16 protein-coding genes are annotated in these 22,088 nt (G+C 50.2%); 10 read left to right on the top strand and 6 right to left on the bottom strand.

The annotated features are described in order from the left end of the window. Window positions 1-26: 26 nt before the first annotated feature. Window positions 27-2,558: a glycogen/starch/alpha-glucan phosphorylase gene (locus ACQ4M4_RS13185; protein WP_430684948.1), complete on the bottom strand. Its 2,532-nt coding sequence runs from the start codon at window positions 2,556-2,558 to the stop codon at window positions 27-29. Window positions 2,559-3,527: 969 nt separating this feature from the next. Here ACQ4M4_RS13185 and ACQ4M4_RS13190 point away from each other — a divergent pair. Beyond that, window positions 3,528-4,439: an MBL fold metallo-hydrolase gene (locus ACQ4M4_RS13190; protein ID WP_430684949.1), complete on the top strand. Its 912-nt coding sequence runs from the start codon at window positions 3,528-3,530 to the stop codon at window positions 4,437-4,439. A 191-nt stretch (window positions 4,440-4,630) separates the two neighbouring features. Here ACQ4M4_RS13190 and ACQ4M4_RS13195 read toward each other — a convergent pair whose 3' ends face one another. Beyond that, window positions 4,631-5,014, bottom strand: coding sequence for a hypothetical protein (locus tag ACQ4M4_RS13195; RefSeq protein ID WP_430684950.1), 384 nt, complete (start codon window positions 5,012-5,014; stop codon window positions 4,631-4,633). A 752-nt stretch (window positions 5,015-5,766) separates the two neighbouring features. Between ACQ4M4_RS13195 and ACQ4M4_RS13200 the strand changes: the two genes are divergently transcribed. From ACQ4M4_RS13200 to ACQ4M4_RS13215, 4 genes are all read left to right on the top strand, one after another. Further along, entirely contained in the window at window positions 5,767-6,702 is a 936-nt protein-coding gene (locus ACQ4M4_RS13200; protein WP_430684951.1) for a DnaJ domain-containing protein, read from the top strand. 191 nt (window positions 6,703-6,893) lie between these two features. After that, window positions 6,894-8,132 (top strand): FtsX-like permease family protein, encoded by a 1,239-nt coding sequence (locus tag ACQ4M4_RS13205; protein WP_430684952.1) that lies wholly within the window; start codon window positions 6,894-6,896, stop codon window positions 8,130-8,132. Between the two features lie 339 nt (window positions 8,133-8,471). Continuing rightward, on the top strand, window positions 8,472-9,230 hold the full coding sequence (locus ACQ4M4_RS13210) for an ABC transporter ATP-binding protein (RefSeq protein ID WP_430684953.1): 759 nt from the start codon (window positions 8,472-8,474) through the stop codon (window positions 9,228-9,230). A 645-nt stretch (window positions 9,231-9,875) separates the two neighbouring features. Then, window positions 9,876-11,291 carry a SpoIIE family protein phosphatase gene (locus ACQ4M4_RS13215; protein ID WP_430684954.1) on the top strand — a complete coding sequence of 472 codons (1,416 nt, stop codon included), beginning with the start codon at window positions 9,876-9,878 and terminating at the stop codon, window positions 11,289-11,291. A 93-nt stretch (window positions 11,292-11,384) separates the two neighbouring features. Here ACQ4M4_RS13215 and ACQ4M4_RS13220 read toward each other — a convergent pair whose 3' ends face one another. After that, a complete protein-coding gene (locus tag ACQ4M4_RS13220; RefSeq protein ID WP_430684955.1) occupies window positions 11,385-11,543 on the bottom strand; it encodes a hypothetical protein in 159 nt (52 codons plus the stop codon). Window positions 11,544-11,625: 82 nt separating this feature from the next. Here ACQ4M4_RS13220 and ACQ4M4_RS13225 point away from each other — a divergent pair, with 82 nt between their 5' ends. Both ACQ4M4_RS13225 and argH read left to right on the top strand, forming a co-directional pair. Further along, window positions 11,626-11,829: a hypothetical protein gene (locus ACQ4M4_RS13225; RefSeq protein WP_430684956.1), complete on the top strand. Its 204-nt coding sequence runs from the start codon at window positions 11,626-11,628 to the stop codon at window positions 11,827-11,829. Window positions 11,830-12,094: 265 nt separating this feature from the next. Beyond that, window positions 12,095-13,513 (top strand): argininosuccinate lyase, encoded by a 1,419-nt coding sequence (gene argH / locus ACQ4M4_RS13230; RefSeq protein ID WP_430684957.1) that lies wholly within the window; start codon window positions 12,095-12,097, stop codon window positions 13,511-13,513. A gap of 325 nt (window positions 13,514-13,838) precedes the next feature. On the opposite strand, the gene ACQ4M4_RS13235 is transcribed toward argH, so the two are convergent. From ACQ4M4_RS13235 to ACQ4M4_RS13245, 3 genes are all read right to left on the bottom strand, one after another. Continuing rightward, complete coding sequence (locus tag ACQ4M4_RS13235; RefSeq protein WP_430684958.1) at window positions 13,839-15,266, bottom strand: sugar transferase; 1,428 nt, start codon at window positions 15,264-15,266, stop codon at window positions 13,839-13,841. Between the two features lie 1,010 nt (window positions 15,267-16,276). Further along, entirely contained in the window at window positions 16,277-17,815 is a 1,539-nt protein-coding gene (locus ACQ4M4_RS13240; protein WP_430684959.1) for a sensor histidine kinase, read from the bottom strand. Window positions 17,816-18,254: 439 nt separating this feature from the next. Then, window positions 18,255-18,611, bottom strand: coding sequence for a hypothetical protein (locus tag ACQ4M4_RS13245; protein WP_430684960.1), 357 nt, complete (start codon window positions 18,609-18,611; stop codon window positions 18,255-18,257). A 500-nt stretch (window positions 18,612-19,111) separates the two neighbouring features. Between ACQ4M4_RS13245 and ACQ4M4_RS13250 the strand changes: the two genes are divergently transcribed. From ACQ4M4_RS13250 to ACQ4M4_RS13260, 3 genes are all read left to right on the top strand, one after another. Next, window positions 19,112-20,020: an aldo/keto reductase gene (locus ACQ4M4_RS13250; protein ID WP_430684961.1), complete on the top strand. Its 909-nt coding sequence runs from the start codon at window positions 19,112-19,114 to the stop codon at window positions 20,018-20,020. Window positions 20,021-20,368: 348 nt separating this feature from the next. Next, the gene (gene argB, locus ACQ4M4_RS13255) at window positions 20,369-21,259 is read left to right on the top strand and encodes an acetylglutamate kinase (protein WP_430684962.1); all 891 of its coding nucleotides are present in this window, start codon (window positions 20,369-20,371) and stop codon (window positions 21,257-21,259) included. A 122-nt stretch (window positions 21,260-21,381) separates the two neighbouring features. Beyond that, entirely contained in the window at window positions 21,382-21,969 is a 588-nt protein-coding gene (locus ACQ4M4_RS13260; protein ID WP_430684963.1) for a tetratricopeptide repeat protein, read from the top strand. Window positions 21,970-22,088 lie beyond the last annotated feature (119 nt).

The raw sequence follows: 22,088 nt of genomic DNA on the forward strand, positions 1-22,088 counted from the left end.
ACCCATACCCATGAATTCAATTGCGCCTAAACAGGATTCAATTTTTCTAGGATGTAATCCTCCAGCTCAATTTTGACGGGTTGAACCTGCCAAAAATCTTCGCAGTAATCGCGAATGGAGCGATCGCTTGAAAACTTACCCATCCGAGCGACGTTGAGAATCGACATCGTAGTCCAGCGTTCAACATCTTTAAACGCCATCCCTACTTCATCTTGACAGGCAACGTAAGCGGCGTAATCCGCCATGAGCATGTACTGATCGTGATTCATTAAGTCGTCAATTAATGGCTTAAATAAATCTGGATCTCCATGGGAAAAGAAGCCCGAAGCAATGCGATCGATAGCGAGTTTCAGCTCAGAGTTAGATTCGTAATACTCACTGGGCCTGTAGTTGTTGGCTTTCATGGCCTGCACTTCTTCGGCTGTTAAGCCAAATAGGTAGAAGTTGTCGGCCCCAACCTCTTCTCGAATCTCGATATTAGCGCCATCCAAGGTGCCAATCGTCAAGGCTCCATTCATGGCAAACTTCATGTTGCCAGTGCCCGAGGCTTCTTTGCCTGCTGTCGAAATCTGTTCCGACAGGTCCGCTGCAGGGTACACCCGCTGAGCAAACTTGACGTTGTAGTCTTTCAGGAAGAGAACCTTGAGGCGATCGCGCATATCGGGATCACGGTTCACGACATCGCCCACCGAATTGATCAGCTTAATAATGAGCTTGGCCATGTAGTAGCCCGGCGCGGCCTTACCACCAAAGAGGAATGTGCGCGGCGTAATATCCAAATTCGGATTGGCTTTGAGTCGGTTGTACAGGGTAATAATGTACAACGCGTTCAGATGCTGGCGTTTGTATTCATGAATCCGTTTGGCCTGAATATCAAACAGCGACTGTGGGTCAACGGTTAACCCATAGTGCGCTTTAATGTAATGCGCCAAATCCTGTTTGATGGCGAGTTTGATGCTACGAAATTCTTGACGGAAATCTGGATCGTTGACGTAAGACTCGATCTGGCGGATGTCGCTCAAGTTTTTGATCCAGCCATCGCCAATTTTGCTGGTTACCAGGTTGGTGAGCCGAGGATTGCTCAACACAATGAACCGTCGAGGGGTGACCCCGTTGGTCTTGTTGTTGAACTTTTCGGGATACATGTCATAGAAGTCGTTGAGCACTCCCTTTTTCAACAGCTCGGTGTGCAGTGCGGCAACGCCATTAATGGCATGACTGCCAACACACGCCAGGTTGGCCATGCGCACATAGCGCTCGCCGCTTTCGTCGATGATCGACATCCGCTGAAGCCGTTCCACATCATCCGGAAAGCGAATTCGCACGTCATCTAGAAAGTGCTTGTTAATTTCCAAAATGATTTCTAGGTGCCGAGGCAGCAGCGCACTAAACAGCGAGAGTGGCCAACGCTCTAGCGCTTCTGGCAGTAGGGTGTGATTGGTATAGGCAAATGTTCGCCGAACAATACTCCAAGCTTGATCCCACTCAAAGCTATGCTCGTCGATTAACAGCCGCATCAATTCGGCAACAGCGATCGCTGGGTGCGTATCATTCAGCTGAATGACAAACTTTTCGTAGAACTGTTCTAGCGGCAGCTTTTGCCGATCCATTATGCGGATCATGTCTTGTAGCGAGCAAGAGACAAAAAAGATTTGCTGAGCCAACCGCAACTGTTTGCCTTGAGAAATATTGTCGTTGGGGTATAGCACCTTCGACAAATTTTCGGAATACATTTTTTGTTGCACAGCGCCCACATAGTCGCCCGAGTTAAATGCTTCAAAGTCAAATGACTCTACTGCTTCAGCTCGCCACAACCGTAGCGTGTTGGCTGTGTTGACCTTGTATCCCAAAATGGGCGTGTCGTGAGGAATGCCCAAAATTACCTGATACGGCACCCACCGCACATGATATCGCCCATGATCATCGGTGTAGGATTCGGTGTGCCCGCCAAGTTTCACCTCGACGGCCCACTCTGGACGCGCAATTTCCCAGGGATTGCCGTACTTGAGCCATTTGTCGGTCCGCTCGATTTGCCAGCCATCTCGAATGTCTTGGTCGAAAATGCCGTACTCATAGCGGATGCCGTAACCAATCGACGGAATTTCTAAAGTCGCAAGGGAGTCAAGATAGCACGCTGCTAAGCGGCCCAAGCCACCGTTGCCAAGCCCAGGTTCTTCTTCTTGCTCCATTAAAGTGTTTAGGTCAAGGCCCATTTCTTCAACGGCCTGCTTGACCTCGTCGTAAATGCCTAAATTCACCAGGTTGTTGCCTAGGTGTGGCCCCATCAAAAATTCGGCTGATAGGTAAGCAACAGTCCGTGAGCCATTTCGCCCGTAGGTGCGAGCAGTTTCTAGCCATCGCTTGAGCAAGCGATCGCGCACAGTATACGCCAAAGCCATGTAGTAGTCGTTCAGCGTGGCGATATCGGGAAACTTGCCCTGAATATAGAACAGGTTATCTAAGAAGGCGCGCTTTAGGGTTTCTACATTTAGCCCGGTGCGGTCGTCTTCAACCTGTACTGCCGGACAGCCCAAGGGTAGATTGGGAACAGTTTGCATAGGTTCAATCCTTCGGTTGATCCGTTCGATCAGCAATAAATTCAACGCAGCGTTGCCGTACGCTTTGACTAACGTTGACTACAGGACACGAGATAGACCAGCCTGGGCAGAAATTGCCCTCTATTCCCAGGTCGTTCTCGTTGTATCCTACTCGAGCCCTTTTGGCTCAAAATGTTGTTTACCCTACGGTACTCTCTGCAAACGAGGTTGACTAGAAGGCACGACAAGCCGCCTCTTGCCATTGACCCAGTCAAGAAGCCCGTTAAACCTTGACTCTCGCATGGTTGTACCGTCGGCCAACTCAACCCGGCGGTATAAAATCTTCAGAAACTTTTAAGGAATTCTGTAACTTTATAAGAAGTTAAATTGCTGGTTTTGGCCTGAAAATCTGCCCTGGTTCGTTGTTGGCTTGGTCGTGCTCTGAGTTATGCGCTGGGGCTACCGTCGTATCATGGGTCAACAAACTGATGAAAAGTCTGATGAGCTGTCAGAATTTTTACTGAGGTTGTTGCCCCGCGCTTGAATCTAGTGCGATCGCCAGCATTGTATCGCCAGCATTGTTAGGAGAGGGACAGTTTTGCGGGTGTCCATACCATCCTCAAAACTGTCCTAATCGGAATGGTGCTCGCTATAAAACTGGGTTAGATAAAAGTGGCGATCGCTGTCAAAAAACTTAATTTTTCTGGCTATAGAGCATTTTTGAGCTGGTTTTAATAGCGTTTGGCAGAAAACTCATGCAGTGTCCGTTGCTCTAGTGGAATCTTTGGGAACGATAATAGAAGTAGAAGGCGTGCGCTCTACTAGTCTGTCCATCAACCCAGAGAGTGGGCCTAGGGAGATAGCGTAGCGATCGCACACCTCTGCCCCCTCCACCCCTGCTTCCTTGGCTAGTCATTCAATTGATGAAGTGAGTCAAACTCTCTATCACCTACGTCGATAACGCCCTTTAGCTATAACGTTTGTTTTCCCATGCCTGGTGTTGATCCAACCCAACTAGCTCTCCAGCCCATCAACGGCAATGGTCCTCAAGCCATGGATCGATCCCTCGAAGGATTTACGGTTCGGTTTTGGGGTGTGCGTGGCAACGTGCCAACACCCGGCCTCGAAACGGTTCGCTATGGGGGCAATACAGCCTGCGTTGAAGTTTTGGTCGGCGGTCATCGCCTGATCTTTGACGCAGGCACGGGCCTAAGGGTGCTAGGCAAGCACTTAAAGAAAGAGATGCCCGTTTGCGCACATCTCTTTTTCACCCATACCCATTGGGATCGCATTCAAGGCTTCCCCTTCTTCATCCCAGCTTTTATTCCCGGCAACACGTTCCATATCTATGGAGCTATGGGACAAAATGGTGCCTCGATCAAGCAGCGTCTCTGTGACCAAATGCTGCGGCCCAACTTTCCGGTACCCCTGCAAGAAATGCAGGCCGATCTCCAGTTTCACGAAATTCGCCCTGGGTCGGTGGTCACTCTAGGCGATGTAATGATCGAAACTATTTCTTTAAATCGGCCCAATGCTGCGCTGGGTTATCGCATCACTTGGCAGGGCTACTCACTCGTCTATGCGACTGACATCGAGTGCGCGTCTGGTAACCTAGACCAGAGCTTACTCTACCTATCGCAAGGGGCCGATTTGCTGATCTATGACGCCTTCTACCACAACCATGCTCACGATGCTGCCGATAAAGAAGAGCGGCCCGATGCGACATGGGAGTCGGGGATTGCCGTTGCGTCGGCGGCCAAGGTGAAACGAATTGTGATGTTCCATCACGATCCCCATCATGATGATGACTTTTTGGATCACATTGAGGCGGATGTGCAGTCTCGGTTTTCCCATGTACAGCTTGCTCGCGAAGGAATGGCAATTACCTTAGCCAAAGCTTAGCGACTTCACCAAGATCGCCGTATACATTCAGTCGTACATATCAAAAGAGGAGAGCATCCATGCAGGGCGCTCTCCTCTTTTGGTATTAGACCTCCTGCACGGATTGTTACGATCCAAGCAGCAGGGCTATCGATTGGGAAAGGTTGGTAAAACCGATGTGGGCTGTTGTTAGTTGAGCAACCCGAAGTTGCCTAAGCTGCCAAAAAACTTCGCAGCATCCAATACACCGTTTCAAACGTAATGATGAAGAGCGGGAATGCAATACCGACCATCCCCAACCACCCCAGGGCACGGCTTGCCAGCACTCGCGTTCGGCGTGAGGAACGTTTTGGCGTTTGCCGCGATCGCGCAATTAACCGTGGTGCTATTGACTGAAGTACCGCACCGACCAGCCCAACAGGAATACTAATGGCTAACCATAAAGGGATGCGATCGCCCGGTTGAGTGAGCCCTAGACCTGGCAGTAGTACAAGAGCTATGACTTCCAACACCAGCCATATCGTCAAACATGTCAGAACATTTTTAATAAGAAAGCGATCGCCTTCTCGGGTTAGCAGGGGAAACCGATTTATCATGATCCTCACCCTACATCGGGGATATTACAGAACAATCTAAGTACGCTTTGAAAACCCGATACTAAACAAACTGGGTGTCAGCACCTAGCTTGGCAAGCGGTTACGACACTGTTTTAGTTTAGAAACGAAATTTAAGTTAGCATTCCCAGTCTGTTTTGCAAATGCTGCAAATCGGTTCGAAATCTACCTGCCGCATCGAAACGTCGATTCGTCGCAAATCCCGACTTGACGCCCCGCACGCAGCAGCCAACTCCCCAACCGCCGCCATACACTCAGGGACACAGGCGGGATGAGATATCTCTGAACACTAGGCAGCTTCCAAACAGAGCGATCGCATCAACAACTAGTGGATATTACATAATGTGACTTACTCAAAGTGGCCTCAATCAAAATCGTTGAAACTACTGAAAAATCTGGGGTTCAAGCGTCAAAGAACCTTGTTCGTACCCATCTTGTTTCTCAGATCGATCCGTTAATATAGGTAAAAATTGATACTTCTGTTTAAAAACTCGTCTTTCCATAGGTTACTCATATATTTCGGTTCTATGCTTAACCCGGAATCGCCACTTTTAAGCCTGAAGAAATGAGTAGCTCCTATGGTTTGTCCGTGATTGTTCGTTGATTCGCACTCACCTAAGCCACGCTCCGTCTAGCAACTGTACTGGGGTTCGAGGGGGTGACACCCCACACCCACCTCATCTCTGGATATACTCCATATAGCTTCTACACTTCATTCAAGGCTGTTCGATTGAATGTTACAAACTCCGTTTTCATCTGAATGGTTACAAAAATTTTCAGATCCGTATGCTGTATTGGGTCTTTCGGTAACAGCAGATGATCGCCGTGTGTTGAAGCGCTATCGCGACGTTGCTAAATTGCTGCATCCCGATTCTTTGATTCAGGCAGATGTCACGGAGCGAGAAACCGCATCTCGTTTGTTTTCACGTTTGGTGAGCCCTTCGTATCAAAAGCTGAAGCAAGATAAAGGCCGGGCGGAGTATTTGGCTATGCTGCGATTTAAGGTGCGGCGCATCAATCGAGATACAAAATTTGAACCCAAGCATTCCGCCTCGCAGCGCTTGTTGAGCCTAGGCCCAGCCCAGGTTGATGTGTTTTATGAGCAGGCGATCGCCAAACTCGCAGAACCTCAGTTTGAGAGCCTGTCCAGGTTTGAGTTGTTCACGCCTCAACTTGAAGAGCTAAACCTGGTTTATCTCAAGCTGAAGATGGGTGAGCCCATCATTCGAGAAAAGCGAAGTGGTCTGATTTCGGCGTCCCAAACTGCACCGGTCGAAATCAAAACGACTCCGGCAGATCCGGATAAGCCCGTTGTTGACTACGCCCAGCGCCACTACGACCGGGCCATGCAATACGCTCGACAGTCAAACTGGGCTATGGTCGTCCGGGAAATGCAAGACGCCATCAAGATATCGCCAAAAACCAGTGACTACCACTCCCTGTTGGCGAAGGCATACCTGATGCAGGAGTTGCCCACGATGGCCAAAGTCCATTTTCGGCAGGCACTTAAGCTCAATCCCCAAGATGCCTTGGCGTTGCAATATGCGTCCAAGCTCCAAATTTCGATTGAATCCACCTCGCCCTTGCCGAACGGTTCTAAGCCAGCGGCGACAAAGCCCAAATCGGGCGGTCTTGGAAGCCGCTTTAGCTTGTTTGGGCGCAAACCGTAAACAATGCAAATCATCAAAAACAAGAGCCTAGCGATCCTTGGAGCCCTGTAAAATACGCGGCTGAATTCAGTTGGTCAAAACAGTTTGGCCAATCTCACCACTGTCATATGACGTAGGATTGATGCCAGAAGAATCGTTAGAGTGGTAAGGATAGGTGCTCAAAATTTGGGCACATTCGATCTAAACGACGAATGGCTTCTGTTGCGCGCAAAAATTTGTTTGAAGACATTCCCCGGTTTTTGGTGGCGCAGGCCGGAATTGTGTTTGCGGTGAGCTTGGTTACCATTCAAACCGGAATTCTCAATGGGTTTAGCCGATCTACCAGTACCCTCATTGATGAGTCGCAAGCTGATATTTGGGTGAGTGCTGAGGAAATGGTGAACCTCCAGCTGACGCTGCCCATTCCGGCTGCAACCGTTGTCCAGGTTCAAGAAATTGATGGCGTGGAGTATGCCGAAGGGTTGATTAGTCGGACAACGACTTGGCGTGGTCCGGATGGCAAAATTGCGCCAGTACAGATATTTGGCTTTGACCCGGCAGGTCGTCTCTTTCGGGCTGGACAACTGACTGAAGGCGCGATCGCCGATTTGCAGCAGCCCTATCACCTCATTCCCGACCAGTCAAACCTGGGAGCCTTGGGGATTCAGCAAACCGGGCAGATTGCCACGATTAACTCATTGCCAGCGACCGTGTCTGGGTTGACCAAAGGGACGCAATCCATTGCAGCGAGTTCTTATGTGTTTACCTCGCTCATCAATGCGAATGCCTATTTAACGTCAGGATTTACAACAACATCCAATTGTCGGCTTGAGTCGGGCAATCTAGAGTGTACAAACGCATTTCAGCGAAGCGCAAATTCCAACGAAGTCGAGGCTCCGCGACCTTTGTCGGGCAGCGATAGCATCACCTATGTACTGGTCAAGACAGAGCCTGGAGCAGACGTTGCTGTGGTGAAACAACGAATTGTGGAACGCTTGCCGGGAATGATGGCCTACACACGCGAAGAGATGGCTCTTCGCACGCGTACCTTTTGGGTGCAAAAGACCGGAATTGGCTTTGTGCTGGGTCTGGGTGCAGCAGTAGGCGTAGTGGTGGGTGTGGTCGTAGTCGGGCAGATTTTGTATGCATCGGTGGCGGATCACCTTAAAGAATTTGGAACTCTAAAGGCAATGGGCGCTTCGGATTGGATGATTTACCGCATCATCATTGAGCAAGCGCTTTGGATGGCTGTGTTGGGATATATTCCTAGTTTGGCGCTGTGTTTGGGGTTGGGTTGGTGGACGTTTGCCACTCAGGGTATTGCCATTCTTATTACTCCCACAACCGCGATCGCTGTGTTGGGAATTACGGTTGGTATGTGTGTAACATCTGCTTTGTTTGCGATTCAAAAGGTAACGTACGTAGACCCCGCCGTTGTATTTAAGGCTTAACCAATTGATGAGGATTCCGTGTAGAGGGTTACGGAGGTGCAGGATGAAGCATTTTAGACTGAACTATACCCTAGAGGGGAATCATAAATTCTCACAATATTCCCCGTAAACATGGGCACTAAATCGTGAAGTTAAGGTTCTAAGAATGGTATTGGGGTTAGTGGTAATGGGTGGTATCTACCGGGTGGGATTGTGGAGCGCCAGTCAAGCGCATAGAGCAAGTGGGCAGGAGTGTACAAAGGGCAATCGTGCGATAACGCCCTAAAGCTACAAAAGAATCGATTTTTCTTTTTGTTTGTGTTGTTCTGGCCGATTGCATTCCAAAACATAGATTGACTAATGATTGTTTCTCCAATTACGTTTTCATCTGCCAAGCGAACCTACCTCTCTGAGGCGATGGCTCCCAATCCTGCGTTGGTTGAACCAATCGAAGCGATCGCTGCTGAAGGGTTGCAAATGGTTTTTCAGTCTGGAGCGGGTCAGTTTCAGGCGCTAACAGATATTAATCTCACGATTCCTTCGGGGGTAGTTCAGCTATTGATGGGGCCTTCTGGCTCGGGCAAAACTACCTTGCTGTCTATTTTGGCTGGCATTTTGACTCCGACAGAGGGTACTGTGCGCCTGCTGGGAGAAGACATCACCAAGATGTCGCGGCGCGAACTGTCGCGGTTTCGCCTTGAAAATATTGGCTTTATCTTTCAGGGGTTCAATCTATTTCCGGCCCTAACGGCTGTCGAAAATATTGAGCTTGCCCTAAAGCTGAAGGGCTACCATCCTCGGGCTGCGCGTAAGGAGGCCATGGATCTGTTGGCCCGAGTTGGCTTGGCCGACAAGGCAAAGCATTTGCCGAAAAATCTATCGGGTGGCCAAAAGCAACGGGTGGCGATCGCCCGAGCCCTAGCCGGTGATCCCCCCCTCATCATGGCCGATGAGCCCACTGCTGCACTCGATTCCCACAGTGGCCATGCGGTGATTGACTTGTTGCGCATCCTAGCTAAAGAGCGAGGCCGCACGGTTTTAATGGTGACTCACGATGCCCGCATTATGGATGTTGCCGATCGCGTCCTCTATTTAGAAGATGGTCGTTTGAGACAGTAGCGTTTGGCGATAAATTTACCGAGTTGTGGGAAATTGCCATTCGGGTTGAATGATTCATTCATGGCGCCATATCCGTTGGGACAAACAACGGTATGGCGCTTGTTTGTTGAATAGACTTCAACACGGGGCGATAGAGTGCTTCCAAGCACAAATCCTATGGAAAATTTATATTTTTCAGGTAATCTTCATACTGTTATGGGATTCGTTCCTCTACAATCCACGTAATAGATTGAAGGGGATCTGTCGTCGGCTTTCGGCAAATGGCGAATGAGATGCAGATCGGTAACGTTCAGGTTGGTTGAGCCGTCTTGCGGCTCTAGGTCTTGCGGCTTTAAGTCTTTAAAGTTCAAGTTCGATGAGCATTGGGTTTTTTGCAAGTTGTAGAAACGGCAAATTGCAAAACCTGCTGAGAGCCCCCTTAAGGGCGATCGCTCTTTCGGTTGATTCTATATCTCAATTGGGCCAACATTCGTTAGAATTTAACCCAACGTGTTTTCCATCTTGGTTGCACAACCTGGCAACCCATGCTCTAGTCCATAACAATTTGGTGTTCACAAGGGTTTCCCTGGATGCAGCACCAATCTCCGATCGCTCTCTGTCACTAACCTCAGGCTCGACTCTACTCTGGTATAACCTCTCGCATTTATGGCGACTGCACCGGTTCCTCGAAAATCATCACAACCAGAACTGCCTGGCGGGAGTCCCTCTCCAGACATCACTCCTGTCTTTGCCCTGAAGGAGGTTGTGTCACGCCTGCACCGAGAACACAGTAAAGTCCAGGACTTGCTGAGTTCTCTGGGATTCGCGCTTCGTAGTTTTACCAATCTCAACCAATTTCTAGAACTGACTCCACTGATTGCCAGTCGGGTAACAGATGCCGACGGTGGAGCCCTAATACTGTTTCGCCCGAATGGCCAAATGCGCTTGGAGCAAGTGCACTGTCAGGATAGTCGGCAGTCGCAAAGTGTCCGCAAGGCCATGGAAACGGCAACCCGCCAGCTTACCGCTGCAACTACGGTAGCTGGAGCAGCGGCGCTTACGGGGAGCAAGCTCTCGTCCACGTTGGATAACCAGGTGAGCCACTTTTTGGGGCCTGGGATGCAGCTATTTGGAACAGCCATTTTGGCCAAAAATGTAGAGCGGGGTCGGCTTTATGTGTTTAGCCATGACCCAGCCTATGAGTGGACCGAAACTCGGCAAAAGTTGGTGCGATTGGTGGCAGACCAAACGGCTGTGGCGATCGCCAACGATGAGCTGACAGTTGAGCTGCGCAAGAAGGAGCGCCTGGATCGCGAGCTTGAGATTGGGGCAGAAATTCAGCTTCAGCTATTGCCTCGCCAATGTCCCAAAATCCCTAGTGTGGAGCTGGCGGCCCTGTGTAAAACGGCTAGCCGAGTCGGGGGTGACTATTACGACTTTATTCCGGCCAACTACGATCAAATTCGATCTAAGAAGGGTAACGATGAGTGTCGCCGCTGGAGCATTACCATTGGGGACGTGATGGGCAAAGGCGTTCCGGCTGGCCTGATCATGACGATGCTACGGGGGATGCTGCGGGCTGAAGTGTTGAACGGACACTCCCCATCGCGTATTTTGCAGCACTTGAACCATGTTATGTATGCCGATTTGGAAAACTCGAATCGGTTTGTGACGCTGTTTTATTCAGAATATGACGCAGAGACGCGCACCCTGAGCTATAGCAATGCGGCTCATAACCCACCGCTATTGTGGCAAGCGGCAACCAAGACCGTTAAACGGCTGGATACGTTGGGTATGTTGATTGGTCTAGATATTGACACCCAATATTACGATGCTCAAGTTCAGCTAGAGGCGGGCGATACGCTGATTTACTACACCGATGGCTTTACCGATGCGGCCAATCAAAGCGGCGATCGCTACGACGAAGAAAATTTGCTGCAAGATTTTCAGCGGGCGTGCCTGCATTGTGACGGGCCACAGCCCATTTTGGATTACCTGTTTGGGCAGGTACAGCAGTTTGTGGGCCAAGGCCGCCAGCACGAAGACGACATGACATTAATCGTCATGCAAATTCAGGCTTAATCGCAAACAAAAGCGATATGGTTATTCCAATCTGCCTTGGCTTTGCTGTACCCTTAGGATGCTTCTAATGCTTCCTTGAGGTAATATTCAGCATTACCGTTGAGCTGGCATGATGCAAGCCATTGGGCGATCGCCCAAAGCTCTGGTTTGAGCGGCTAGCTTTACCAACATTGGGTTTTCTTGCTGAATACACAGCTGAAAATGAGGTGTTGGGCTGAGCTGTGCAGGCGACATAGCCCTGTCTTCATTCATAGGTTCCTGGTGGGAGATTCCGATGATTTTGTTGGACTTCATGCATCACAATCTTGCAGTGGTAGCTGATATATGGGGATCGATGCCCCATGGGTCTGGTGTGGATTTGTTACAGGTTCAGATTGACCACGGCTTTGGGAGTTTGCTGGCCCAGGGCCAGTTCGATACTGATGTGTTTGCTGGCGTTCGCAGTGCCTTCAACAATTTCATTCAATCAGGGCAGGTGTGGGCACTGTTGGTCGGAATTGTGTTGGGCTATTTGATTCGCGGACTGACGAGCTATTAGATCTGGGTTGGCTCGTTGCTCAACGGTGCAGACCTGCGCTGGAACTTGGCATGATCAATCGCTTGCAAGAGGTTCTAAGGTGACGTGGAAACCGTTTGCCGAGACCAGAGGGCCAGCGAATGGTCAGTCAACCTACGGTGAATTGCGCCGATGGCTGTTGCTGTTGGGTTGGCGATCGCCCCTCTGATCCTTCTGGCGAAATAGAAACGCCAGTTTGTCAACTCCTTGTCGGTTTCATTGCACAACTTGTTTAGGGTTAGCACCATTGAGTACATCGAAGCCATCTTCTTCTTCTCAAACCTGGAGTCAACGGTTTGAATCGGCATTGCACCCTGCGATCGCCCAATTCAATGCCAGTATTGGGTTTGATATTGAACTGATCGAATACGATATTACCGGATCTCAGGCCCATGCCCGTATGTTGGCGCATACCGGCATCATCTCTGCCGATGAAGGCGAGCAACTGGTGAAGGGGCTAGAGCAAGTTCGGCAAGAGTATCGCGCCGGAGCGTTTACCCCCGGGGTGGAATCGGAAGATGTGCACTTTGCCGTGGAACGTCGCCTGACTGAGTTGGTCGGAGATGTCGGGAAAAAGTTGCACACTGCGCGATCGCGCAACGACCAAGTGGGCACAGATACTCGTTTGTATTTGCGGGACCACATTCAGCAAATACAAGCGCGACTGCGGACATTTCAGCAGGTATTGCTAACCCAGGCGGAACAGCATGTTGAAACGTTGATTCCGGGATACACGCACTTGCAGCGTGCCCAGCCCCTGAGTCTGGCTCACCATTTGCTGGCCTATGTAGATATGGCCCAGCGCGATTGGGAACGACTTGGTGACGTGTTCAAACGGGTCAATATTTCTCCCTTGGGTTGCGGTGCGCTGGCTGGCACCACCTTTCCCATTGATCGCCACTATACGGCACAGCTGTTGGGATTTGAGCAGGTGTATAGCAACAGCCTGGATGGTGTCAGCGATCGCGACTTTGCCATTGAGTTTTTGGCGGCGGCTAGCGTGATCATGGTGCATCTGTCTCGCCTGTCAGAAGAAATTATTTTGTGGGCATCGGAAGAGTTTCGCTTTATTCAACTACGAGATAGTTGCTCTACCGGCTCCAGCATCATGCCGCAAAAGAAAAATCCCGATGTGCCTGAATTGGTGCGCGGCAAAACGGGCCGAGTGTTTGGCCATTTGCAGGGCATGCTTGTGCTGATGAAAGGGCTACCGCTGGCCTACAACAAAGACTTGCAAGAAGATAAAGAAGCTTTGTTTGATGCGGTGAGAACCGTAGAGAGCTGCCTTGAAGCGATGACAATTTTGATGGAAGAGGGGTTGGAGTTTCAGCCTATGCGGTTGACTCAGGCCGTTGCTGAAGACTTTTCCAATGCAACGGATGTTGCCGACTACCTGGCTGCGAAGGGAGTCCCCTTTCGTGAGGCATACAATTTGGTGGGTAAGGTGGTCAAGGCTTCGCTTGCAGCGGGTAAGTTGCTCAAAGACCTATCGATAGATGAGTGGAAGGCGCTACATCCTGCCTTTGAAGCGGATATTTATGAGGCGATCGCTCCACAGACGGTTGTTGCTGCTCGAAATAGCTACGGCGGAACCGGCTTCGAGCAGGTAAAGGCTGCCCTGGCTCAAGCGCGATCGCGTCTGGCCTCCGAAAAATTAGGGAGTTGAATGATGTTTGGCGTGCCTAGCGCCCCAAACATCATTCAACTTTGTAAGTCCTGACGTTACTAGTTCATCAATAGCCATCGACTGGGGTGTGCAACCATCCCCATGGCTAGAGCTGTAACCAAGTATGGTCTGGGCAAGGGAACTCATGGTTGAGACGCTGGGCGATCGCGCTTAAACTCCATCCATCAGCTCAATCCAAAAAAGAGGCCCTGGTATTGCAGTGCCTCTTTTCAAGACCGTGTATGTAGCTGTCTTCAGTTCCTGTGCGTCATTGGCAGGATAGGGAAATGTGGACGCAAGGGAGAGCGATCGCTGCCAAGCAGGCTTAGTAGGCACCCTTCTTGAGCAAAACCACCCCCACAGTATCAAACAGAATTTTGAGATCCAGCCAGAGCGACCAGTTTTCGATGTAGGCAACATCCAAACCAATCGCCTGCTCAAAGTCGGTAATGTCAGAACGGCCTGAAACCTGCCACAACCCAGTAATACCAGGCAGCACTTCATGCCGCAGGTAGTGATATTCAGAGAAGCGCTCCACATCTCGTACCGGTAGGGGACGCGGGCCAACCAAGCTCATTTCACCCATCAGCACATTGAACAGTTGTGGAAGTTCATCGAGGCTGTAGCGACGCAGAAATCCGCCGATTTTTGTTACCCGGGGATCGTGCTTCATCTTGAACAGCACTCCATCCTTCATTTCGTTGCTGGCCTCTAGTTCACGCTGCAACTTTTCGGCATTCTGCACCATGGTTCGAAACTTCCAGGCTTTGAAGTGGCGACCGTGTAAGCCAACCCGGACTTGCCGGAAGAAGATAGGCCCTGGTGAGTCAAGCCGAATTAAAAGACCGATGGTTATCAGGATGGGCGAAAATGCCAAAATTAGGGCGGCAGATGCAAAAAAGTCAAACAAACGCTTCGTCCAAAAGTCAGTGCCCGTGATGGCAGGAGGCGTATAAGTCAGCGAGGGCTGACCGCCAATGATCCACATTTCTGACTTGGGGAGAACGGGCTCTGCACCATTGGGCAAAATATGAACGGTAATGCCTGCTGTTTGGAAATGCCAGCACACAAACATGCGATTCTTAATCGCTTCCCAAGAAACAAAGATCTCGGCAATGCCCAATTCTTGAAGTTTGTGTAGGGTTTCGTTGCGGCGATCGCGGTCTAGGCAGCGGCTGTCAGCAACTCCAAGAATGTCGTAGCGATTTTCGCGGGCAACCAGATTGCAATGTTGTTCACGACTTTCGTCGGTAATAATGAACACGGGATAGCGAATGGCACCCTTGGCGCGCGATCGCATCACGCTTGCATCAACAAAAAACCGCCCTAAGCATACGAAGCAAACCGAGAAAAACCAGAATAAGAGAAATGTTGATCGAGAAACAAACTCATTGGGATCGTAGAGAAACGCTGTCAGCAAAATGATGAAGACTGCCAGCGTGATCGCTTGAACCAATCCAAGATAGTCTCGACGCTTATCTCCAGGTGCATAAAGCCCACGAGCTGAAATCACCCCGACTCCAACGAAAACAATTACGAGATGGAACAGAAAGCCATCTTGTCCTGTCCATGGAGAATTCATCTGGGTACCGATTGCTCTAGCCAAGCGCCAGCCCACCGAAAGGGCAATGACATCAAGGCAAAGCAACGTGAAAACTCGTAGCCAGGATATTGCGGCTCCCCGTCGCAGTTTGGCAGATCCGGGTGAACGAAGGTCAAGTTTGAATTCTGGCGATAGTTGTGGGGAGGGCATGATGTTGTCCTTCAGAATTCGAAATGTAGAGCAACCTGCTAGGCTCATAAACCAAAAGGTTAAGCCAGTTTGCTGGGCGATTGGTCATAGCAACCAGCATTCTCGCAATTGCCCTACAGAGCCTACAGGGCTCTAGTGTGTGTCAGTGTATTTGACCCTCAGAGTATCCCAGTTCCAAATGTGGAATAACCGCCAAGCTCGTGAATATACGCAAACTTCATATTCTAGTCGCCCTATAGATCGCCGTCTTCATACTTTCCATCAATAAAACTCGATGCAAACGTCCGTATTTTCTAGTAATTCGTATGGATACAATTCAGACCCAATCAAAACTTTTTTTGTCTATCGCTAGAGAGATATGATCCCGAGCTTTGATTAAGCCTAGTTTTGATGGGCGATCGCTCTTTAAACCTGCAGCAAATTTAGGGAGTGAAATCCTGTAATGTAGGCTCCTTGCCGCCATTAAAAAAACAGACCCTAAAACTCTGTGTTGCGCGTACGGTGGGCGGTACAGAGCTTTAGGGTTGATGCTGAACGATGGCTGCTTGCTTAGACTTCTTGAAGCTTGGTGATAAGCGTTGCTCAGCTCCGTGCAGCGCTTTGTGGGTGATGGTCCGCATGTCTAGAACATCACCCGCTTTATATTTTCAAGAGGAAATTTGGGCAGAAGATCTCACTCCAAAAAAAGGCTGCATGTAGCATTTAAGACTTAGGCGGCTTGACCTACAACTATGTGGCTCAAAATTGATGAATGAACCGTCTGTATAAACCACTGCACGATGAAGTTGCGTAATGGTTCATTCTTCCTAAAAACTATTCGTGCAGAAGGTCTGAATTGTTAAGAGGAATTAAGAGACCATGAAAGATATTTCAGTGAAATCACGGTTATTCCGTGAACCTCTGGTAAGAAGCGAATTTGCCTTCAGGTTCGTGTCTCTAGTTTTGGAATAGGCTTCTAGAGCGATCGCCGCCTTATCCCAGTTCTAATTCCCATCACGTTCCCCAGGCTGCTAATCGTCGCCCTTGCGGCTATCCAGTGGAAGATAAACGGTTAGCACTTCGCCTTGTTCTGGCCGCTGTTTAACAATCAGCTTGCCACCCAAAGCCTGAAACAAGTTTTTGGTTACGCCTAGGCTAAGGCTAAGGCTGCCCGTCTCGGGTTGAAACATGAGCAATTGACCCAGTGACTTGAGTGGTGTTACTGGATGGTTAAAGCCCTTGGCACCACATTCTCGGCTGGATGTGGCTTGAGGCTGCGATTGAAATTGAAGTTTGAGCTGGTGTCCCGCAAGCGATACCTGTAGCTGCATGTGACTCCCTGGCTGTAGGGTTTGGGTAATTCGATCGATGAGCCCAGTGAGCACCTGGTCGAGCATGGTGGGATCGGTAACGACCATCGGCAAGTTGTGAGGCAGCACTAAGTTGAGCGTGAGACTACGCTGCTGAGCAATTTGCTGCCACCGTGGTTCGTTTTGCTGAAATACTTGAGCTAGCGAAATGGGTGCTAGTGGCGAAATTGGCTGCTTAATCTCAGCCGTTTCCAGCTCAACTGCCCGAAAGATGAGGTTGAACCGATCAATTTGCTCGGTGCATTCCTGGTCAATGATCGAGAGCCGCTTCAGCACATCGGGGCTCAGATCTTTGCGTTTGAGCAGCAGTCGAGTAAGAGTGCGGATCGTGGTGAGAGGCGTGCGTATTTCGTGAACTAGCGCTTGCAACAGCTCCGTGTCAAAACTTTGAGATTGTTGAGCCAAGGCCTCAAGCGATCGCTCATCTCCCGATGAATCGAGCTGATGCACAGGCACCACAGGTTCGATGTTGTTGGGGGATGAGGTGCGAGTTACCGATTGCGCACTGCCTGAAATATGCTCAGGAGCCCAGTCGCTTGCCTCAGGAAGATAGGACACCATGAGCCGACTAAACTGAGTCACAATGCGATAGTCGGGCTGACGTGGGAAAAAACGCTGTACTAAGTCTTCGAGCCGATGCGTCATTGCTGAGTTCATAAACAGCAACCGGGCTCGCAGCGCATTCCAAGACTGTTCAATAATGGCTGGGTCAAACGAAAATAGAAATGCTGGGTTGCCGTCGAGGTCATCTCCCAACACCATGACCAGACTGAGCTTGTCGGTAATGATTAAACAAAACTGCTCAGTCCCCAATGGATCGTTAGGAACTAGCGGCACCGTGGAAGCGGCAGCTTGACTGAGAACCGTTTGCTTACCGTGCTCAGGTAACAGGCGAAACGGCATCCAGGTATTGGCCCAGAGGGGATTACTTGTAAAAGTCCAGCTAGATAGCCCAGGCAGCTTCTCTGGCTGCTCCAATACGGGAACTGGCCCCGACAGGATGAGCCCACATTGAGACGCCTCTGCACAGGGAGCTTGGTTTGCAAATTGTGCCCTCAACAAGACATTGACGGCTGCGATCGCCCCACTCCAGCTTTGCTCAGCCCGTACCCGACGTTGAGAGATGGAACCCGTTGCTTCGGTATCTAACACATCCTGAGCAACGATTTCGCTTAATGTTGGCAAATACCACTTGAACACGTGCTCAGGCTCTCCAACTGTTAGATCTTCGAAATCGAGAGATTCACAGCTTATCCACAGGAAGTATACCCTGATGAATCGTGATTTCTATTAAGACGATAACGAGAAGGTTGGCTGAAAGCCTAGGTGTAGAACCGAACCCCCAAGGTCGCAATCACCTCCGGTGGTTTCTGTGATGGGGATGCAGCCTGAATCAGTCGAGATAGGTGCTGTCGTGCAGATGCATCTGTACTGTTACAGCTGCATCTTGTAGGCGTACCTTTTGTGGGCATGCCTTGAGCTCTTGCGCTGTGCTGAAATCTTCTATGCTGGCCTTCCTAGGTGACTTGGCAGACCGACCGATGGGCGATCGCATCCTTGAATCCTCCATGACCACTGCGCTGTGGCCTTGCTCCTCGATGAGGTTCAAACGTGAGGTTCAAACATGAGCTTCAATGCCCTAGCCAAACCAGGTGGATGATAGAACCCCTGCAGACATGGAAGCAGGAATGTGATGCTCAACCCAAGCAGAATGATTCTGCAAGATTTGTTCAATTCCCTGGTGAATGATGTTATCCATATCATCCTGATGCTTGGCCAACATCGTATCCTGATGCCAATCCATGACATCTGATTGAGTGTCGTCCACCACTTGGTAATGCCCCGGTAAATGATTCATGACATAGGTCATCAGCTCTTGCCGCAATGTGGGAATCGAAAAGGCTTGTTGATAAGGATGATGGGGATACGATTCAAGAACGACTGCAACCTCATGCTGAATTGCTGAGAAGGTTGAATTGATGATTTTGGTACCCATGATTCGTCTCCTGGCAGTGGCTTTTCATACTGATTTTGGATGGTTTTACGTGTTGATTGATGCGTGGATCTGAATGAGAACAGCGATCGCTTGAACGACACAGAATCATTTGCCTGATTGCATGACGGACAATTAACGGACGATCAAATAACAACAAGACCGCAGGCTAATCAATGATGAGAATTAAAGTTTGATCTGGTATCGAATCGCACTTAGGTCTTTGGGTGCTTATTGAGTGCTTGTCGAATATCGAAATACTGATGAGTTTCTGAAGGATGAACAACAGCTTCGATTACAGGATGTTAATTGAAATAGGATGAAGCGCGATGATAGAAACTCAACAATGCTGCCTAATTTAATTATCTCTGGTCTGTTGGATGAAAAGATGGGTCACAGGGATGATGTTTAAACAGCTTAAAAATTGACAAAATTGGACTGCTTGTTTGGATGGCCTACCCTGCATGACGAGTTGCTTGTTGAAAGAATCATCGGTTGTTGAAATGAATTTTCCTTCGCTGCGTCTGCATCCTCAGGGGCCATTGTGTTCTCGTTTGGCGGTGGGCGTTTGGCGGCTGGCAGAATGGAAGTTGAGTGCAAATGAGCTTCGAACTTGGATTGAAGCTTGCTTGGAGATGGGGCTAACAACCTTTGACCATGCTGACATTTATGGCGACTACACGTGCGAGGAACTGTTTGGTGCAGCGCTGAAGAAACAGCCTGGATTGCGCGATCGCATCCAGCTCATTAGCAAATGTGGCATCAAGCTCGTTTCTCCAAACCGACCGCACCATGGCATTCACAGTTACGACACCAGCGCCGAGCACATCATGATCTCGGTAGAGCATTCCCTCCAGGCATTGAATACCGATTATTTAGATGTTTTGTTGATTCATCGGCCCGATCCGTTGATGAATGCTAATGAGGTTGCGTGTGCTTTTACCAAACTGCGAGAGGCAGGTAAGGTATTGTCTTTTGGGGTGTCAAACTTTTTGCCCAGCCAGGTGGAGTTGTTGGCGTCTCGGCTGGATTTTCCCTTGGTCACCAACCAGTTGGAAATATCGGTGATGCAGTTGTCTGCCTTTGTAGACGGTACCTTGGATCAGTGTCAGCGATTGCAAATGGCACCAATGGCGTGGTCGCCCCTAGGCGGCGGTGGTTTGTTTGCCGGGAGGAGCGCTCAAGCTTGGCGGCTGCAAAGGGCTCTGGCAACGGTTGCTAAGGAATTGGATGCTCATTCAGATCAAGTGGCGATCGCCTGGTTGCTCACCCATCCAGCCAACATTGTGCCAATTTTGGGAAGCGGCAAATTAGAGCGTCTTCGCTCTGCTGTTCAGGCCATAGATTTGACCCTAACGCGCGAGCAATGGTTCTCGATTTGGATGGCTTCTACTGGAGAAGACTTACCCTAGCGATCGCCTCAGGCAAGTTCACCAAAATACCGACAAGAATCAGGCTGGACTTACGCATTGGTGTTGTGGGTAGGGTGCGAAGCACCCTACCCACAACACCAACACACCAGATTTAGTAGACTTGCGTAAGTCCTGTCAGGCTTAAAGAATCAAATTTGGTGAATGGGTTGAGGACGCGCTGCCAAAAACTACAACCCTTGAGGTATCCAGGTTATCGCGATCGCATGATCTAACAGGTTAGAAAATGTTTGTGTCTGAGGCTGTGGATTCCAGCCTGAACAGATGACAGCTCCTGGGCCACTCCTGCTAAACTTCACATCAGTTCATTTTTGCAGTCCTCCCCTTGCCATGCTCACCAGCGAATACATCGAAAGAGCCGAAGCTACGCGTGTCCGTGTCCTCAGCGAGGCGTTGCCCTACATCCAACAGTTTGCCGGACGCACCGTTGTGGTGAAGTACGGCGGCGCTGCCATGAAGGACAGTAATTTGAAGGAAACTGTCATTCGCGACATTGTGTTTCTCTCTTGTGTCGGTCTGCGTCCGGTGGTGGTGCATGGCGGTGGGCCAGAGATTAATTCCTGGCTGGACAAGCTGGGCATTGAGCCTCAGTTCAAAAATGGGTTACGGGTTACCGATGCACCCACCATGGATGTGGTGGAAATGGTGCTGGTGGGCCGAGTGAATAAAGAATTGGTAGCGCTGGTGAATAAGGCCGGTGGCAAGGCGGTAGGGCTGTGTGGCAAAGATGCCAATTTAATTAAGGCACGGCCTCAGGGCGGAGATGATATCGGCTTTGTGGGCGAAGTTCAAAGCATTGATACTAATATTTTGGGTTCGCTGGTGCGCGAAGGCTATATCCCAATTGTGTCGAGCGTTGCTGCCGATGAAAACGGCCAAGCCTACAACATTAATGCTGATACGGTGGCTGGTGAATTAGCAGCGGCCTTGGGAGCCGAAAAATTGATTTTGATGACGGATACGTCAGGTATTTTGCGAGATTACCACGATCTCACGACCCTCATTCCCAAGCTGGATATCCAGGAAGCACGCAACTTGATTGATACCGGGGTGGTGTCGGGCGGCATGATTCCCAAGGTGAACTGCTGTGTGCGATCGCTCGCGCAGGGAGTGCGTGCAGCCCATATTATTGATGGTCGTTTGCCTCATGCGTTGCTGCTCGAAATTTTTACAGATGCGGGGATTGGCAGCATGATTGTAGCGTCGGGATATATGAGATGAGGGCGAAGCGCTAGGGTGAGCGATGTGTCATACCCTGGGCAAGTTTCAAGTTTCTTCTAAGGTTTGAGGAAGGGCTTCGTGCTGAGTCGCTATGCTGGAAAGGTGGTGACGGGAATTGTGTTGTGAAGGACAACGAACAGAATCAGGAGCAACAGCAAGAGCAGGAACGGCTGGAACAAGAGCAAAAAGCGAAAGCGCAGACGCAGTACATGGCTGGGCGCGATGCATTTGAGCGCGGGCGGTATCGCGAGGCGATTGAGCTGTTGCAGGGGGCGATCGCCCTAGTTGAGCGGGGTACAGCCCTGGGTGGCGAAATGCAGATGTGGCTGGTGTCGGCCTATGAGGCGGCAGGCCAAAACCAGGAAGCGATCGCCCTGTGCGACATTATGACGCGGCATCCTAACCTGGGTACTCGCCAACAAGCCAAGCGCATTCTCTACATTCTCAAGGCACCCCGGCTCAAAACGCGCCCCGAGTGGCTCACGCAAATTCCCGACTTGGAAAATTTGGATGAGGGCGATCGCGATAGCCAAAAAGCTTACATCAACAAGCCTGCCACTCCTAGACCGGCCAAGCCCAAACAAAAAGCCCCACAAGATTTGCCCCCGCTTGACCTGAGCCAAGTGAATACGAAAGATAATGGATTTGTGTGGGCCGCTTTGGGGGCGATCGCGCTATTGTTAGGCGGGCTCTTTTGGTTTGGCCGCTAGCTTGGGCTCGCCGCTTGGGTGTTTGCGAGGCTAACCGACCTCCTGCCCTCCTGCCTAGCCGTGCGGCTGTGGAGAGCCTCTCCACAGCAGATTCTCCCGAACCTCCAATTCCTCGCCCC

The organism is Leptolyngbya sp. AN02str, assembly GCF_050565595.1.
In the GTDB taxonomy this organism is placed as follows: domain Bacteria; phylum Cyanobacteriota; class Cyanobacteriia; order Elainellales; family Elainellaceae; genus Kaiparowitsia.

What these genes read in the sequence shown, in the direction of transcription:
- ACQ4M4_RS13185 (WP_430684948.1), bottom strand. Translation starts at nt 2,558, where the DNA reads ATGCAAACTGTTCCCAATCTACCCTTGGGCTGTCCGGCAGTACAGGTT.
- ACQ4M4_RS13190 (WP_430684949.1), top strand. Translation starts at nt 3,528, where the DNA reads ATGCCTGGTGTTGATCCAACCCAACTAGCTCTCCAGCCCATCAACGGC.
- ACQ4M4_RS13195 (WP_430684950.1), bottom strand. Translation starts at nt 5,014, where the DNA reads ATGATAAATCGGTTTCCCCTGCTAACCCGAGAAGGCGATCGCTTTCTT.
- ACQ4M4_RS13200 (WP_430684951.1), top strand. Translation starts at nt 5,767, where the DNA reads ATGTTACAAACTCCGTTTTCATCTGAATGGTTACAAAAATTTTCAGAT.
- ACQ4M4_RS13205 (WP_430684952.1), top strand. Translation starts at nt 6,894, where the DNA reads ATGGCTTCTGTTGCGCGCAAAAATTTGTTTGAAGACATTCCCCGGTTT.
- ACQ4M4_RS13210 (WP_430684953.1), top strand. Translation starts at nt 8,472, where the DNA reads ATGATTGTTTCTCCAATTACGTTTTCATCTGCCAAGCGAACCTACCTC.
- ACQ4M4_RS13215 (WP_430684954.1), top strand. Translation starts at nt 9,876, where the DNA reads ATGGCGACTGCACCGGTTCCTCGAAAATCATCACAACCAGAACTGCCT.
- ACQ4M4_RS13220 (WP_430684955.1), bottom strand. Translation starts at nt 11,543, where the DNA reads ATGAATGAAGACAGGGCTATGTCGCCTGCACAGCTCAGCCCAACACCT.
- ACQ4M4_RS13225 (WP_430684956.1), top strand. Translation starts at nt 11,626, where the DNA reads ATGCCCCATGGGTCTGGTGTGGATTTGTTACAGGTTCAGATTGACCAC.
- ACQ4M4_RS13235 (WP_430684958.1), bottom strand. Translation starts at nt 15,266, where the DNA reads ATGCCCTCCCCACAACTATCGCCAGAATTCAAACTTGACCTTCGTTCA.
- ACQ4M4_RS13245 (WP_430684960.1), bottom strand. Translation starts at nt 18,611, where the DNA reads ATGGGTACCAAAATCATCAATTCAACCTTCTCAGCAATTCAGCATGAG.
- ACQ4M4_RS13250 (WP_430684961.1), top strand. Translation starts at nt 19,112, where the DNA reads ATGAATTTTCCTTCGCTGCGTCTGCATCCTCAGGGGCCATTGTGTTCT.
- argB (WP_430684962.1), top strand. Translation starts at nt 20,369, where the DNA reads ATGCTCACCAGCGAATACATCGAAAGAGCCGAAGCTACGCGTGTCCGT.